This is a genomic window from Nostoc sp. (assembly GCF_036917375.1).
Taxonomy (GTDB): Bacteria; Cyanobacteriota; Cyanobacteriia; order Cyanobacteriales; family Nostocaceae; genus Nostoc.
On record NZ_JBALDN010000059.1, the window covers coordinates 15,082 to 30,739 of the forward strand.

The window sequence follows — 15,658 nt, forward strand, 5'->3', positions numbered from 1 at the left end:
AGCGGTGGCTTTGCCAAAGCTTTCTAGACGCTCTGCAAACGACTAATGCATAGAAGCACAAAATAATAACACAGATTCCATTAACACAAGCTCAACTTCATTTACCCGAACGGAGGTTCTTGTTAAATCGTTTTACAACGAGAGAACACGTCGAATAATTCCTGTTACATTTTGGAGTGTAGTGAGAATATTTACGGTATTGTCCACTTTATCAATTGCTTGAGTTAAGTCTTCTATTCCTTTAAGCAAGTCTGGTTCTAACTTCTTTAGATTCGCAGCTATTTCTTCTAGAGCCGCAGTTTCAAGTTGACTGCGTAGAATCGCTATATTCTTACGTTGTTCAAGAAAATCTCGTTTTCGTGACTCGTCCTTTTCATTTTCAAATTTTTGTTGTATTTCTGGTAAATTGAGATTGAATTCTATATTCTTAATTCTCTTGAGAATTTCTTCAAAATCTCTAGCAATACTTGTGTTTTCTTCGGGTGTAATTTTTGAGCTAAAATTCATGGTAATTTTCCGACAATGTAAATATCTACTTTGCATTTTTATCTGCTTCAACAAGTTGTAGAAAATTATCAACATCTTGTAAAAAACTATTGAGTCTAGCAATATTTAATTTTCCTTCAATAAGACCTTGAAAAATTCCTTGAAACTCACTTAATGTATTGCTAGCATCTTTAAGTTCTTTTCCTTGTCTCCTTGTTAATATTTCCCGTCGAGTTTCAATCCATGCTTCTTTGTCAGGAATTTCTGCGTCCTGCGTTAGTGGACGAATAACTAAACGGTCTTCTTCTGCTATACGAATAAGTTTGGTATCTTGTTCAATTGAATCTCCAAGAGATTTTAACATCGCCGTATGAATAGTTAGTTCGCGCATAATTGTGCCATTACGTTTTTCTAGTTCATTGCGTAATGCTCCACGAATTTGTGATGAAACTACAAGATTAGTAATGCCTTCAAAAAGACCTGGATTTTTAATCAAATCGCTCTTTTGTAGTTCTTTCCCAATATTATTGAGATTATCTACTACTCCGTTAATTTCTCCTTCTGCACGTACAGGTGCATCGGAAGAAGCAAGTTCGTTAAGCAGTTGAAAATAATCTCTTAATAGATTGTTATGTTTGCGTAAATTATCAATAACCTCTAAACGTTCTTCATCAGTTTCAGTAAGTTTTTCATAATCTTCACGTGTTTGATTGGTAATTTGGTCATCTTTTAATAATTGCTCAGAAGTTTTATCTATATGAATGTCAGTGGCGGCATCAAGTAATTTGTCAACTGCATTGGCATATTCATTTCCTGCTTTGGCAAATTTTTTGTATTCATCAGTTGAGCGGCACCCTGTTGTTAGCGTTGCAATTACTGCAAATACAACGACGGTTTTACGAAAAGTCTTCTTCATAAACTAATGATTGTTTGTGTTCTTCTTGAGTTTGAGGGTTAAAGGATGTCTGAAAACTTTTTGGTGTTGTATTCAAGACTTGTAGATCCTCCTAAATCCCCCTTTTTTAGGAGGCTAGGGAAGATCAAGCAAAATATTTAATACTTCTCAGACATCCTTTTAGTGTTAATGCCGTAGGCTTACCGGGAGCAAAACGCTGCAAATTGCAAATAGTAAAAAGCAAATTTGTTTGACCTACGCACAATATAAAGTCGATTACGTTAGTTGAATTCCTATCTGATTAGCACGGAGATGAATAATTTGCGCCAGTCTAGTTTGCGTTATTATTGCAGTTTGATCGCCTTGCCATTTTTGGTAATTAGCACGAACTGAGTCTAATTCTTGCTGTAAATCTTCTTTACTAGTCATTGCCATAATTTGGCTTTCAATTGGGTTAGTACTGTTAGGACTGGGATTGGGTTTGCTATTTTCATTCGGAATTAGAAAATTCATAGAGCCTCCAGAAGGATAATATTAGGATTGATTGACACAACTATCGAATACATCTTTATTTACCGTTGCGATATTACTAAAATCGCTGTTCTTTCCTTACTCCACTCCCCAATTAGTCAATTTCGGAATTTTGCGATCGCGCTAGAGGTTTTTTCTAAACTCAATATCTTTGATGAAACCAATCTCAAACACGAGAATGCTTTCACGCTTTTTTCTACCTCCCTTTCAAGGGAAAATATTTAGGTTTCCGAGAATTATTGAGAAAAATTTTTATTATTGCTGATATGGATAGACTTACAAAGCGATCGGTTTGTGCAAAATCTTGGTCAATCCCTGCAAGATTGGATAATTAATTTATCTGTTGCAAGTCCCTAATACATCAAAAAATATTGCTCCAGGGTTGACGTTTCGGTGTTTCGCGCAGTCTGTAGCAGCTTCCGCCTTCCCTGTAAGAACTTCCGCCTTGACATTTCGGTGTTTCGCGCAGTCTGTAGCAACTTCCGCCTTCCCTGCAAGAACTTCCGTCTTGACGTTTCGGTGTTTCGCGTAGTCTGTAGCAACTTCCGCCTTGACGTTTCGGTATTTTGCGCAGTCTGTAGCAACTTCCGTCTTCCCTGTAAGAACTTCCGCTTTTGCTGTAGCAATTTCTGCCTTAACTTTACTAAGTCCTGAGTCAAAAAAAAGTAATAGCTGGGGTGGGGTTCTTTATTTTTGATTTATGCAAAAGACTTCACGATCCGCGCTCACAAGGAACAATGAAACTGACAAAATTGAAAATCTCCGTCAATCTCTGGAAGCTTACAATACTACCCTCTCTAACATTGATGTTTTATTAACCCAAATTATTGAAAATGAACAAGATTTAGCAGACTATTCTGAAAAAATTTTGCTTGGTGTTGCTCATAAGTTTGGTAAAAATAGCCATCAATATCAGATGGCTGGGGGTACTCGTAAAAGCGATGTCTCCGACCGGCTACGCTAACGCAAGCGTGCTGTACGCCAAGGTGTTGTTTTGACTACCAGCTAAGGGCAAAACGGTTAAACAGATAAAGAGAGTGAGGAATATTAGGAAGATAGGGAATACAAAGATTTTACCCACTCCCATTCTTGCGTCAAACCCTCTTTTAGAGAGACTTGCGGCTGATATCCGAGAATTTTCTGCGCTTTAGATACATCAGCAGCCGTGTGGCGCGCGTCTCCCATCGCTTTTTCTATGTGGTTTCTTTTGATTGGCTTCCCAACAATTTCTTCAATGGTATTTAAGACTTCTGCTAAAACCACCCTGCTACCACCACCAATATTAAAGATTTCTCCCACTGCTTGGGGTGCGGTAGCGGCGGCTAAATTAGCGGCGACGATATCACTAACAAACGTAAACTCCCGCGTTTGCTGGCCATCGCCGTAAATAGGAATCGCCTCATCGTGCAAAATGGATTGAAAAAACTTATTAAATGCCATATCTGGGCGCTGTTTGGGGCCATAAACTGTGAAATAGCGCAATGTCACACAGGGCACACCAAAGTTCTTGTAATACAGTTCACACAAAAACTCTGCTGCTAGCTTTGTAATGCCGTAAGGAGAAACAGGTTGAGGACAAATTTTCTCGTGGGTAGGTAATGTTTCCGCATCACCATATACACTAGATGAAGAGGCAAACACTAATCTTTTGAGGTCTTTAGCATCCTTAGCTGCTTCCAGCAAAACTTGTGTAGCGTTAACATTTCGTTCTGTATAGCCTCGAAAAGCTTTACCCCAACTTGCTCTGACCCCTGCTTGTGCCGCTTGATGGTAAACTACATCAACATCTTTTAGGAGTTTCTGCCAATCTAAAAACTGCATATCTCCTTCAATTAATGCAAAACCAGGGAAACGATATAAGTGTGCAACATTGTTTCGCTTTAACATCGGATCGTAATAATCATTGAATTCATCAATCCCGATTACTTCGTTTCCTTGTTGTAGCAATGTTTCTGCAAGATGAGAACCAATAAAGCCTGCGACTCCAGTAACGATAATTTTAGCCATTTTGCCGATTTTTTATATCCTGATTAACCGCGATATTCACAGGTTAATAATTATAATCAAAATTGGTTATTAATTGAGGGTTTTTTCATAGATAATTTGAGTCGTCTCAGCAAAAAATCTAATTCAACTATTACACTTGTGCTGAAAATATGTTATTAACTTGATTTGGCAATTGTTAACAATAAAAATTAAAATTATATTAATTAATCAAGTTTAATTTTTAGAATACATTCAGTTAGAATTAAATAGTTAAAATAGGTCAGCAGATGAAATAATTAAAATGATGGATAAATAGTTATATTGTTTATCCGCATAAACTGTTCTCTTATCTATCTCGTTCCCATGCTCTGCATGAGAATGCCCCTGGTTGAGGCTCTGCCTCCAGTCTGGCATTGAGTCAGAGACTCAATGAATGCATTCCCAGTCGGAAACTGGGAACGAGGAAAAACGAGGAAAGTCTTATCAAGCTAAGTTTTTAGGATTTGTGTGTACACCGTAGCTGATGCTTTGGGGTGGGTTAAACCGTATGTGGGACAAGCATTTGTGCCTATTCTGACTCTTAAATTCTGACTCCTGAATTTTGCTGTAAACCAGAAGAAACTTGCACAAGTGTGAGAATTGATGAAAAAATTGATCCGCGAGAGTCGAATCAGGTATTCTCATTTTGCAAGGGACGCACGAGGAAATCAGTGAAAGTTTTAGTTGTTGGTAATGGAGGGCGCGAACACGCTCTAGCGTGGAAACTGTTGCAATCTAAGCAAATTGAGCAAGTTATCTGTGTACCAGGGAATGGGGGCACGGCAAGTATGGAACGTTGCCAAAACTTGCCCTTAGCAGTAGACGATTTCGAGGGGATGAGCCGATATGCTCTCTTAAATGGCATAACTCTGGTAATAGTTGGCCCAGAAGTTCCACTATCTAAAGGAATTACAGATTACCTCCAAGATAAAGGATTGATGGTATTTGGCCCAGTCAGAGCCGGAGCGCAAATTGAGGCGAGTAAAGCTTGGGCAAAAGCCTTGATGCAAGAAGCAGGGATTCCGACGGCACGGGCTGCGGTATTTACGGAGGCTAAGGCAGCAAAATCTTACGTCAAATCTCAGGGAGCGCCCATTGTTGTTAAAGCTGATGGCTTGGCGGCTGGTAAGGGTGTAACGGTAGCTGAAACAGTTGCACAGGCAGAAAGTGCCATTGATGCAATTTTTCAAGGACAATTTGGCAGTGCTGGTAAATTTGTCGTCATCGAAGAATGTTTGATTGGGCAAGAGGTGTCAGTTTTAGCGTTGACTGATGGGTTAACAATTAGACCCTTGTTGCCAGCGCAAGATCATAAGCGGATTGGTGACGGCGATACAGGCGAAAATACTGGCGGGATGGGAGCATACAGCCCCGCACCCATCGCTACACCAGAGTTGATGGCACGCATTCAAACAGAAGTATTAGAAAAGGCGATCGCCACCTTAAGAGCTAAAGGCATTGATTACCGAGGCGTGCTGTATGCTGGGTTAATGATTGCACCCGATGGCGACTTGAAGGTTTTGGAATTTAACTGTCGCTTTGGCGATCCTGAAACCCAGGTGATTTTGCCACTGTTAGAAACACCCCTAGAAGAGTTGATTCTAGCCTGCGTACAGCAGCGCTTAAGTGAATTGCCGCCCATTGCTTGGAAAGGGGGAGCATCTGCCACTGTAGTTGCCGCTTCCGGTGGTTATCCAGGAGAATATCAGAAGGGCCAGGTGATTACTGGTATTGAGCAGGCAGAAGCAGCAGGAGCAACTGTATTTCATGCAGGTACGAAATTGAACCAGCAACAAGAAATAGTCACAGATGGGGGTCGAGTACTAAATGTGACGGGAATTGGAGAAAATTTTGAGCAAGCGATCGCCCAAGCCTACGCCAGTATCAAACATATTCAATTTGAAGGGATGTATTACCGGAGAGATATCGGTCATAGAGTAGCGAGTGGGAAGCAGAGGGAGGAAACCCCGTAAGCGATCGCCTAATGTTTGTAGTTTATCTGCGGGTGATTCTTGCGTTATTGAACTCCATTATGTGCCAATAGGTTAACAATGGGGTATACCACATGAAAAATCCCGCAAATTTAACAGGTATAGGGTAGCTAATTATGCCTAGATAGAACTATGCTTAAGCATCGTAGACATAAATGATATTACTTGTACAACAAGCTACCTGACAAATATTATACTAAAATGATAAAGTATTAGGTCAAATATTCTAAAGTAATACTGTTAAAGGCAAAATATGCCAGGAAAAGAAATCCCTGATAGTGCTATTGAGTTGGTTGCCAAACATATCAACACAAGAAGCAACAAAAGTTATGGTATTCCTGTGATTGGACATGAGGAGAATATAGAAACTCCTCAAATATTTGAAATCATCCCGTTTGATCAAATTGATGACAGTGATAGAAGATTTTATGCGATAGATGGCAGTTATAACAGTGAGCAATTCTACAACGGTCTATGCATCGCTATTTATGCAGCTGGTTACATCTGCTTTCACAAGGGTAAGCAGCTTAGAATGAACTCATTAGACGATCCAGTAATACTTGGACAGGCATATTATCCACATAATATTCTTATTACACATCCAGGTCACTTAAATGATATTTACGATGAGCTTCTCACTTTAGAGCCTATCAAATGTCTATTCAAGTTTCTGGAAAAACTTTACTCAGAGAGATTTAATAAGCTACTGGCATAAAAAATGGGTCACTCCTAGACTGGATACTTTGCAAACTAATTTGGAGTTAGAACTTGATTTGTAAATTTTTCTAAAGCTTATACGTTAAGATACCTGCAATATTTTTAAAAGTTAATTTAATGTTTAAGACATCCAATCCAAATGCAGCCTGATATCGGCTTGAAGGCTGGCGCTAATTTCCATCAGACAGCAAGTCCAACTTATACTTAAGCTATGCCCAAGTTAGACATTATCCATAATGCGGTAAAAAACGCACTCATTAAGGACGGCTGGGCAATTACAGACGACCCCTACGTAATTCAGTATCGAAGAACAACCTTATACGCTGATCTCGGTGCTGAACGCCCAATTGGGGCTGAACGAAATGGGCAAAAGCTTGTTATTGAAGTGAAAAGCTTTGTTGGCGCATCAAAGATACAAGATTTGAAAGAAGCTCTCGGTCAGTATGACATATACCGTTATCTTTTAGAGGAAACAGCACCAGAGCGTAAACTTTACCTTGCTGTCGGTGCGATCGCTTATAAAAGCTTTTTCAACCAGGATGTGATTCAACTCATCCTCCACAAACATCAACTTCCACTGATTGTTGTCAATACAGAAACAGAGGAAATCACACAATGGATAAATTAACTGAGTATCCCAAGATAATTAAGCGTATCTTGACAGAGTATGTAGAACTATGTAACCGTCGTCCTAACCGAGACATCGAAACATTTTTGATTATGGATGAGCCAAAGGGTCACTATATTTGGATGAACCTTGGTTGGCAAAATGGCGAACGCATTACTGGTATCACTGTCTACGTTCGGATTCGAGATTGCAAATTCTGGATTGAGGAAGATTGGACTGAAGATGGAATCGCAACTGACCTAGTTCGTGCAGGTGTTGTCAAAGAAGATATAGTTTTGGCATTCCATGAGCCTAAGATGCGGCAGTACACAGATTTTGCAGTAGCATCGTAGCGTTGACGCTTTGGTTGGAATACCTTGGGCTGAGTTCAAGTTTACTCGCGCTAACCTGGGTCGGATAATTAGCTCAAAATCACGACAGGTTGCAATACTGTTCGGTTAAGCATTTTTAACTTGAAATTGCGTTTGGGGAAAAGGTTAAGGGGTAAAGGTTAAAGGTTTTTCTTTTCCCTTTTCCCCTTTCCCTTTTCCCCTTAACCGAAAGGTATTGCGACAGGTTGGATTTTTGTTAGACTGCTCATCTGTGCGTAACCAATAGTCACAAAAATGAGTTTAAGGCGTTAATCCTCAACTGGATATTAACTATTATGGCTGAAATGAGGTAAATTCGTTAAGACCACCTTAATCGAGATACCTATTACACTCCTCCATTCCCTCTTTCCCTAACATATTTGTCAAATTAACTGTTAATTTTTAAGTTGTTGAGCTTTATAACAAAGACTACTAACAACTTTATTTAAGATGCTAAGTCTGTTCAAATCAATTCGAGATGCGATCGCAAGTTGGTGGTCGGAGTTCACTCTCCAGACTAAACTGCTGGCTGTAGCCACAATGGTAGTTTCGTTGGTGATGAGTGGTTTGACCTTCTGGGCTGTAAATACAATTCAGCAGGATGCGCGGATGAATGACACCCGCTTCGGTCGTGATTTGGGGCTGCTGCTTGCTGCCAACGTTGCCCCCTTGGTCGCTGACAATAATCTCACCGAGGTCGCCCGATTTTCCCAACGTTTCTATAGCAGCACCTCTAGCGTGCGTTATATGCTCTACGCCGATGAAAATGGGGAAATCTTTTTTGGCATTCCTTTTTGGGAAGCCGAGGTTGAAAATTCCCTTACCATTAAACGGCGGATACAACTGCCAGAAGATTACCCTGGTGATGGGGAAAAGCCGATGGTGCGGCAACACACAACCCCAGATGGGACAGTCACCGATGTATTTATTCCCCTAATCGTCAATAAAAAATACTTAGGTGTATTAGCGATCGGGATCAACCCCAATCAGACCGCTGTTATCTCCACCAATTTTACCCGCGATGTTACCATTGCCGTTTTTATCACAATTTGGGTAATGGTGATTTTGGCAGGAGTGATTAACGCTTTGACCATCACCAAGCCGATTAAAGAACTACTGGTGGGGGTAAAGCAAATTGCTACCGGGAATTTTAAGCAGCGGATTAATTTACCTTTAGGCGGCGAACTAGGAGAATTAATTTTAAGCTTTAATGAGATGGCAGAGCGATTAGAGCGCTATGAAGAACAGAATATTGAAGAACTAACCGCAGAAAAAGCCAAGCTAGAAACTTTAGTTTCCACGATCGCAGATGGTGCCGTGTTGATTGACAACAACATGCAGGTGATTTTAGTCAACCCCACAGCAGAGCGAATTTTTGGCTGGGAAGCCGCTAATGTAGTCGGTTGCAATGTCTTGCATCACTTACCAGCATCAGTACAAATCGAAATCACCCGTCCCTTGTACGAAATGGCAGCAGGCGAATGCGAAAGCGCCGAATTCCGAATTTTTATCAATCAACCCACCCCACGGACGATCCGTATTCTCTTGACTACAGTACTCAACCTGCAAAGAGAAAGCATCAAAGGTATTGCGATTACTATTCAAGATATAACCCGTGAAGTCGAACTAAACGAGGCAAAAAGTCAATTTATCAGCAACGTTTCTCACGAACTGCGAACGCCTCTATTTAACATTAAAACTTATATTGAAACCCTGCACGATTACGGCGAAGACTTGGCTTTACAAGAAAGGCAAGAGTTTCTGCAAACAGTCAACCATGAAACCGATCGCCTAACTCGCCTAGTTAACGATGTTTTGGATTTATCAAAACTCGAATCTGGTCGCAACTACAGCTTTGATGGCGTAGATTTAGCCCAAGCGATCGAGCAAACCCTGCGTACTTATCAACTCAATGCAAAAGATAAAGGTGTTGAACTTGTTCAGGAAGTTGCCCCTAGTTTGCCGCTAGTATTAGGTAATTACGATCTGTTAGTACAAGTGTTTGGCAACCTGATTGGTAATGCGCTTAAATTCACCAAAGCCGGTGGTAAAGTAGCAATCCGCGCCTACCAACTAGATTTCAAACCCAGTCACACCGAATCTGCACCAGTGCGGATTGAAATTTCCGATACTGGAATTGGCATCGCCACAGAAGATCAACACTCAATTTTTGAACGCTTCTTCCGCGTAGAAAACCGAGTTCACACCCTAGAAGGTACGGGTTTAGGTTTATCGATTGTTAGAAATATCATCGATAGACATCGTAGTAAAGTCCATCTAGTGAGTGAAGTCGGCATTGGCACCACTTTTTGGTTCGACTTAGCCATCTTTGAAGAAAAAGCGCCACCGATACAAGTTGAACCTATTGCAGAAACATCCAAAATCACCACAGTTTGAAAATTGCAGAAGCATCCAAAATCATCACAGCCTGAAGATTAGGGATTGGGTATGGTTTGTTATTTTTGACTATTCCCGATAGTGGCGATTTTGGATGAAGCGTTTGCAGGAATTGCCGCACTGTATTCAATTTATACGTAATACCAATTATCCAAAATGAGGCATAAGTTTCTTAATTGCGAATTGGTATAAGAGTTGATTAGCGATCGCTCTTTAAGTGGCTCATCTCACAAAATTGCATTGCTCTCCTTTGAATCTAGAACTGCTGCACTTGGTTGTTGCTCTCATCCTAGCTGTTCACATACTTGTTAATATCACAGCTAAGGGCAACACCAAGTTATACCATTTTGGATTTTAGATTTTGGATTGTGAAACATCCATTTGATAAGTGTTTCAGTTTCCCATCTGTCGCAATCATTTTTCAAATTGGTATTAAATACGAAGTAGCAAGAGTCCACTTCTTAAAGCTTGATTCCACAGAGATGATTTTTGAACTTCTGGCAAAGAAAGAGGCTGATTTACTGATAACGGTGGCTCTTGTTGCAGAGATAGTTGCCACCAGCCAACATCGTGCCACTTACTAAATTTATACCCAACTCTATAAAAAACACCTAGAGGCGAAAAACCGACAGCCTCATGCATAGCTACACTTGCTGGGTTAGGTAAAGCGATCGCAGCAAAAACGTTATAAAATCCTTGGAGTTGCAGCAAGCCAAAAAGAGAAGTGTACAAAGCTTTAGCAACTCCTTTTCTGCGATATTCAACATTTACATACACGGATGATTCTACAGACCATTGGTAAGCAGCACGAGTCCGGTAGGGAGTAGCATAGGCATAACCTAGAATCTCACCGTTAATTTCACACACTAGCCAAGGCATCTGCTGTTGATAGTTATTGATGCGTTTTTCAAATTCTGTTTTGCTGGGAGGCTCTATCTCAAAGGAAATTGAAGTTTCCCACACAACAGGCGCATAAATTGCCAGCATTTTTAAAGCATCACTTTCGTTAGCTAGTCTAATTGCAGCTTTCACAACAGATTCTTTTTGGATTTTAATAATTGGCTAGAAACGAGGTTTGAAAAGGCTTTTAGCTTAAGTTTACATCAATGTCACGAATCAATACTTCTCGGGTTTTGGGAAAAAGGGAAAGAAAAAACCTTTAACCCTTACCCTTTACCCTTTACCCCAAACCCGATTCCGAGTTAAAAATGCACAAAGCGAGAAGTATTGTGTCACGAATGAGGGTGCAATGACTGTAGGAATTGTCTTAAACATGTGCTTCACAAACTTGCTCGCCCCGCCATAATTGATATAGCCGCGTCGCTGGCATTGTCATATATAAAACGTCGCCAGCACTGAGGTTAGTTTCTAATAAATCCCAGCCGTGAAGAGTTTGGTGATTTGTTTCTACATACAAAGGTACACAATCAGCAGACATTGCTACATCTTTTACCCACTGACCGCAAAAGACGTGTGAAGCTGTAATTACAGTGGCAAAAGCTACCCAAAGACTATCGGCTGTGATGCCATTACCAAGGATACGTCCCCCTAGTGCAGCGGCGGCAAAAGCTGGGGCTGCTAGTTCAGCCGGACTAAGTACTGCCTCAAAACCAAATAGCTGTTGCGCTATGCCAGCAAAATCAGGATCGGCATAATGAACAATCACCGGAATACTGGGTGCCAAACCTTTGGCTTTGAGGGCAATTTCCAAATTGGTAGCATCATTGCTAGTAACAGTAATCACTGCGGCGGCAGAGTTTATATTGCTAGCTTTGAGTATTGTACGGAAGCTGGCATCACCCTGAATCACAGGGATACCGAGTTCGCGGGCAGTGTTGATATATTTACTGTTGGAGTCGGGTTCAACGACGACAACTTCATGTCCGCTGGCGTGGAGTTGCTGGACAATTCTCACCCCAATACCACTCAAGCCACAGACAATGTAGTGCGATCGCTGGGGAATTCGGGCTGCATCCCAAAATTGCTTAAAGCGGCTTCCTAAGACAAAATCGGTGAGCATGGCATACCAAATACCAATCACCACTGCTCCAACCAGCATCATCACAACGGTAAATAACTTAATACTGTTAGGAGCATTTTCTACTACTTTGTCATTTCCACCCGCTCCAGTAATCATGCCGACAGAAAAATATAGAGCATCCACAGGAGACAAACTCAACTCAGCCGACATATAGGTGAATGTAGCGATCGCAATAACCGTCAATAGTGCAATAGCACCCACCACTACCGATCGCCCGTGTTCCTGAAACTGCCTAAAATTAGTCATAACTTTCAGCAGTTTTCTAATCAACGATCTCCGGGGAGAACGGATGCGGGGTTGTGTGCCAATAATTAAGCGATCGCCTACTTGGATTTCTTGGCCAGCGATGACAGCTGACACCAAATCCATCTCGCCTTTGACTGGCAAGTAATAAATTAGCATCCGCGATCGGTCTTCCCACAATTCACTCAGCTTTCGACCCTTCCAGAAGTGGTTTTGATCGATGTATTCTTCGTGAATTGGCCAAGTTTGCTGAAATAATTTGATTTGTCCGATTGCTCGGTTTCCCAGCGCTGCAAAGGTAAATACGGGTGCTGCTAATCCGACAACACTCATACTCAAATGGTCTGGCAAACTTTGATCTAGGCGCTCTCCTAAATTTGTATTATAAAAACGGTTGATAATCCGAATCTGGGGATTCAGCACCCGCGCTTGCATCATAATAGATAAATTCAGAGCATCTTTAGATCCAGCAATGACTAAAGTGTGCGCCTGTTGAATGCCTGCTGCTGTCAGGGTAGAAGCTGCTTGTAAATCTCCAACAATCACATCTCCTGCTGTTTCGCCAGGGATAGATTGGTGATGAATGCCAACAACGAAGGCTCCCTGATGTCTCAGCAGACGAAAGGTTTTATATCCGGTACGTCCTAAGCCACAAACAATAATTCTGGGTTTCATGAAACGGCAGCATCTTTTACAGGTAGGGCTGCATTTCTAGTTAGTTATCAATATTGTTGCCCATTTTCCAAGAATATTACTGTAGCTGACAACACGATTGTTTTAATTGGAGGCAGGGGGCGGGGAGAGGAGCAGGGGAGCAGAGGGGCAGGGGGGATAAGGGGGACAAGGTGACAAAAGTTAGAACTTACAACAAGTCTTTCCCCTTGTCCCCAATTCTCCTTGTCCCCTTGTCCTCTTCTCCATGCCCAATGCCCCTCAAGCTTGTTAGAAATGGGGGCAGGGTTTGAACAGGCAATAAAATAATCTAGAAAAATATGGCAATTTTTGTAGGTTGTGATACGCTATCTGCTTGAGAAGTGTGGAGGAGCCGAAAATGACTAAGCTGCGGGTGGGGTTACTGTTTGGCGGTCGTTCGGGAGAACATGAAGTTTCGATCAAATCAGCACGGGCGATCGCTAACGCCTTGAGTGCAGGGGAAAATGCTAGTAAGTACGAAATATTGCCTTTTTATATCCAAAAAGATGGCCGCTGGCTGGCAGGAGAAGCACCCGAAAAGGTTTTAGCAACCGGCAGTCCGCTATTGGAATCGGCATCAACTTCTGAAGAAAATCTGACATCCAACCCTCAAGCCCAAACCCTGAGCAAGTGGCAATCTCCCTCTCAAGTTGCCCAAGTGGATGTTTGGTTTCCCATCCTCCACGGCCCTAACGGTGAAGATGGAACGATTCAAGGGTTACTGACTTTGATGCAAGTCCCCTTTGTCGGTTCTGGGGTGTTAGGTTCGGCAATGGGGATGGATAAAATTGCCATGAAAATGGCTTTTGAGCAAGCGGGATTACCACAGGTAAAATATAAAGCGGTAACGAGAGCGCAGGTTTGGTCTAATCCGTGCGTATTTCCGAAACTGTGTGATGAAATTGAGGCAACATTAGGTTATCCAGCTTTTGTCAAGCCAGCTAATTTGGGTTCATCGGTGGGTATTGCCAAAGTGCGATCGCGCCCAGAATTAGAAGCTGCTTTAGATAGTGCTGCCAGTTACGATCGCCGATTAGTTGTAGAAGCTGGGGTAGTCGCTAGAGAAGTTGAGTGTGCCGTTTTAGGTAACGATCGACCCCAAGCCTCTGTCATTGGAGAGATTACTTATGACAGCGATTTTTATGATTATGAAACTAAATATACTGAAGGTCGGGCAGATTTACTGATCCCCGCACAGCTTCCAGAGGCGATCGCTCGTCAAATTCAGGACATGGCTTTGCAAGCTTTTGCTGCTGTTGACGCTGCTGGGTTAGCAAGGGTAGATTTTTTCTATGTGGAAGCAACACAAGAAGTATTTATTAACGAAATCAATACCTTGCCAGGCTTTACTGCGACGAGTATGTATCCTCAACTCTGGGCCCATAGTGGAGTCTCCTTTCCAGAATTAGTCGAGCGGTTAATTCAACTTGCTCTTGAAAGGCATTCTCCTAGCTGACAGAGAAAATAAGCGAACTGATTTCAGATTATTAAGGCGAAAAGTCACAATAAATACAGAACTTTGGCAAAATTTAGCCAGATTTGGTAGCTTATGTTTTACAAAAAAGCTACTTAAATCTAAATTTTGTTACGGATACCTGATGCTTGACTCCTCCAGTACAATTTATTGACTAGAGGGGTACAAATCTGAAAGTAATCTATGGAAAAAAGTCAGAGTGTACAGCGCGAGCGAACCCATTTAAAAAGGGCTACTCCAGAGCTGACAAACAGGAAATCGAGACTAAGAAACAGCTCGAATGTTCTGATATATCTGGTTGCACATCATCCTTGGCTATTGTTAACCGGGTGTTTAGCCATGTTTCTGGGAGGTGGTGCCTTTGCCTTATATAGCTTAGGTAATGCTGGCCCCGTGCCACAAGAAGAACCAGAAAAAATCCCAGTTATCGTTGAAGAACCAATCAGTCCGCCCTCTGAGAATAGCAATCCTACACCTTTATGGATGGTTGCTGCGATCGTTCTCAGCTGTGGTGGTGGTTCCTTGCTGATTTTCCGAATGCTTAACCGCACCAAGCAACCGCAAAAAGTTCAAAAACAGGTTAATCGCCATCAGGTACGCTTGGCACAGAAGCATCACCAAAAATTGGAACCAAATCTTCCCAAGAGTCAGCCAATTTTTGTGCCACAGCCACAACTAATGCCCATTATGCAGATGCAACCTAAAACAAAGCATCTGGTAACTGTTCTCCCAGCAGAACATAAGCACCACCTGGATACGCGCACAGAACCTTTAGCAGACTTGATGGATCTTCGTAAAAATAGTTCATTGTCTGCTATTTTACGCCAGTATTAATACTACGGTAAAGTAAAACCCCGTTAAATTAACACTTTTTGCCAATTAGCTTGGCTTAGATTCCCGACTTTCTTTAAGAAGTCGGGAATCTTGTTATGTACGAATAATTTATTTGCTATATAGCGGTTTAACTGCTTTTAAAAAGTTAGATATGAGCAATTAGGATAATTTAAAAACTTGCCAAAATGGCAACCAGCTTTTGATGATTCAAGTTAAATTGTATGAAGATAAACGACTTCAAGGGTTTGATTATCAGGGACTACCACCTAAGGAAATTCCTTTTGTAAAACACTATTTACTAAGTGATTTACAAAAACAAAAAGCTATCTCTAACAATTATTTGCAGAGTATTT

14 protein-coding genes are annotated in these 15,658 nt (G+C 41.5%); 8 read left to right on the top strand and 6 right to left on the bottom strand.

Annotated elements, in window-relative coordinates; all coding sequences use genetic code 11:
• Window positions 1-132: 132 nt before the first annotated feature.
• The 3 genes from V7K45_RS15810 to V7K45_RS15820 form a co-directional block, all read right to left on the bottom strand.
• Window positions 133-507 (bottom strand): hypothetical protein, encoded by a 375-nt coding sequence (locus tag V7K45_RS15810; RefSeq protein WP_335004955.1) that lies wholly within the window; start codon window positions 505-507, stop codon window positions 133-135.
• Window positions 508-532: 25 nt separating this feature from the next.
• Window positions 533-1,402 carry a hypothetical protein gene (locus V7K45_RS15815; protein WP_335004957.1) on the bottom strand — a complete coding sequence of 290 codons (870 nt, stop codon included), beginning with the start codon at window positions 1,400-1,402 and terminating at the stop codon, window positions 533-535.
• Between the two features lie 255 nt (window positions 1,403-1,657).
• A complete protein-coding gene (locus V7K45_RS15820; protein WP_335004959.1) occupies window positions 1,658-1,894 on the bottom strand; it encodes a hypothetical protein in 237 nt (78 codons plus the stop codon).
• A gap of 718 nt (window positions 1,895-2,612) precedes the next feature.
• Here V7K45_RS15820 and V7K45_RS15825 point away from each other — a divergent pair.
• Window positions 2,613-2,876: a hypothetical protein gene (locus V7K45_RS15825; RefSeq protein WP_335004961.1), complete on the top strand. Its 264-nt coding sequence runs from the start codon at window positions 2,613-2,615 to the stop codon at window positions 2,874-2,876.
• A gap of 83 nt (window positions 2,877-2,959) precedes the next feature.
• Here the strand turns inward: V7K45_RS15825 and V7K45_RS15830 are convergent, their stop codons facing one another.
• The gene (locus V7K45_RS15830; protein ID WP_335004963.1) at window positions 2,960-3,919 is read right to left on the bottom strand and encodes an NAD-dependent epimerase/dehydratase family protein; all 960 of its coding nucleotides are present in this window, start codon (window positions 3,917-3,919) and stop codon (window positions 2,960-2,962) included.
• Between the two features lie 689 nt (window positions 3,920-4,608).
• On the opposite strand from V7K45_RS15830, the gene purD reads away from it, so the two are divergent.
• The 5 genes from purD (at window position 4,609) to nblS (ending at window position 10,020) form a co-directional block, all read left to right on the top strand.
• Window positions 4,609-5,910 (top strand): phosphoribosylamine--glycine ligase, encoded by a 1,302-nt coding sequence (gene purD, locus V7K45_RS15835; RefSeq protein ID WP_335004966.1) that lies wholly within the window; start codon window positions 4,609-4,611, stop codon window positions 5,908-5,910.
• Between the two features lie 271 nt (window positions 5,911-6,181).
• Window positions 6,182-6,643, top strand: a complete 462-nt coding sequence (locus V7K45_RS15840) for a hypothetical protein (protein WP_335004968.1) — start codon at window positions 6,182-6,184, stop codon at window positions 6,641-6,643.
• A gap of 213 nt (window positions 6,644-6,856) precedes the next feature.
• Window positions 6,857-7,273, top strand: a complete 417-nt coding sequence (locus tag V7K45_RS15845; RefSeq protein ID WP_335004970.1) for a XisH family protein — start codon at window positions 6,857-6,859, stop codon at window positions 7,271-7,273.
• Window positions 7,261-7,605, top strand: coding sequence for a XisI protein (locus tag V7K45_RS15850; protein ID WP_335004972.1), 345 nt, complete (start codon window positions 7,261-7,263; stop codon window positions 7,603-7,605). Before V7K45_RS15845 ends, V7K45_RS15850 begins: the two co-directional genes overlap by 13 nt.
• Window positions 7,606-8,073: 468 nt before the next feature.
• Complete coding sequence (gene nblS, locus V7K45_RS15855) at window positions 8,074-10,020, top strand: two-component system sensor histidine kinase NblS (RefSeq protein WP_335004974.1); 1,947 nt, start codon at window positions 8,074-8,076, stop codon at window positions 10,018-10,020.
• Between the two features lie 432 nt (window positions 10,021-10,452).
• Here the strand turns inward: nblS and V7K45_RS15860 are convergent, their stop codons facing one another.
• Both V7K45_RS15860 and V7K45_RS15865 read right to left on the bottom strand, forming a co-directional pair.
• Entirely contained in the window at window positions 10,453-11,052 is a 600-nt protein-coding gene (locus tag V7K45_RS15860; protein WP_335004976.1) for an arsinothricin resistance N-acetyltransferase ArsN1 family B, read from the bottom strand.
• Window positions 11,053-11,287: 235 nt separating this feature from the next.
• Window positions 11,288-12,979, bottom strand: a complete 1,692-nt coding sequence (locus V7K45_RS15865; RefSeq protein ID WP_335004978.1) for an NAD-binding protein — start codon at window positions 12,977-12,979, stop codon at window positions 11,288-11,290.
• A 376-nt stretch (window positions 12,980-13,355) separates the two neighbouring features.
• On the opposite strand from V7K45_RS15865, the gene V7K45_RS15870 reads away from it, so the two are divergent.
• Together V7K45_RS15870 and V7K45_RS15875 are read left to right on the top strand one after the other, a co-directional pair.
• Window positions 13,356-14,453, top strand: a complete 1,098-nt coding sequence (locus tag V7K45_RS15870) for a D-alanine--D-alanine ligase family protein (protein ID WP_335004980.1) — start codon at window positions 13,356-13,358, stop codon at window positions 14,451-14,453.
• 357 nt (window positions 14,454-14,810) lie between these two features.
• Window positions 14,811-15,305: a hypothetical protein gene (locus V7K45_RS15875; protein ID WP_335004982.1), complete on the top strand. Its 495-nt coding sequence runs from the start codon at window positions 14,811-14,813 to the stop codon at window positions 15,303-15,305.
• Window positions 15,306-15,658 lie beyond the last annotated feature (353 nt).

What these genes read in the sequence shown, in the direction of transcription:
- V7K45_RS15810 (WP_335004955.1), bottom strand. Translation starts at nt 507, where the DNA reads ATGAATTTTAGCTCAAAAATTACACCCGAAGAAAACACAAGTATTGCT.
- V7K45_RS15815 (WP_335004957.1), bottom strand. Translation starts at nt 1,402, where the DNA reads ATGAAGAAGACTTTTCGTAAAACCGTCGTTGTATTTGCAGTAATTGCA.
- V7K45_RS15820 (WP_335004959.1), bottom strand. Translation starts at nt 1,894, where the DNA reads ATGAATTTTCTAATTCCGAATGAAAATAGCAAACCCAATCCCAGTCCT.
- V7K45_RS15825 (WP_335004961.1), top strand. Translation starts at nt 2,613, where the DNA reads ATGCAAAAGACTTCACGATCCGCGCTCACAAGGAACAATGAAACTGAC.
- V7K45_RS15830 (WP_335004963.1), bottom strand. Translation starts at nt 3,919, where the DNA reads ATGGCTAAAATTATCGTTACTGGAGTCGCAGGCTTTATTGGTTCTCAT.
- V7K45_RS15840 (WP_335004968.1), top strand. Translation starts at nt 6,182, where the DNA reads ATGCCAGGAAAAGAAATCCCTGATAGTGCTATTGAGTTGGTTGCCAAA.
- V7K45_RS15845 (WP_335004970.1), top strand. Translation starts at nt 6,857, where the DNA reads ATGCCCAAGTTAGACATTATCCATAATGCGGTAAAAAACGCACTCATT.
- V7K45_RS15850 (WP_335004972.1), top strand. Translation starts at nt 7,261, where the DNA reads ATGGATAAATTAACTGAGTATCCCAAGATAATTAAGCGTATCTTGACA.
- nblS (WP_335004974.1), top strand. Translation starts at nt 8,074, where the DNA reads ATGCTAAGTCTGTTCAAATCAATTCGAGATGCGATCGCAAGTTGGTGG.
- V7K45_RS15865 (WP_335004978.1), bottom strand. Translation starts at nt 12,979, where the DNA reads ATGAAACCCAGAATTATTGTTTGTGGCTTAGGACGTACCGGATATAAA.
- V7K45_RS15870 (WP_335004980.1), top strand. Translation starts at nt 13,356, where the DNA reads ATGACTAAGCTGCGGGTGGGGTTACTGTTTGGCGGTCGTTCGGGAGAA.
- V7K45_RS15875 (WP_335004982.1), top strand. Translation starts at nt 14,811, where the DNA reads ATGTTTCTGGGAGGTGGTGCCTTTGCCTTATATAGCTTAGGTAATGCT.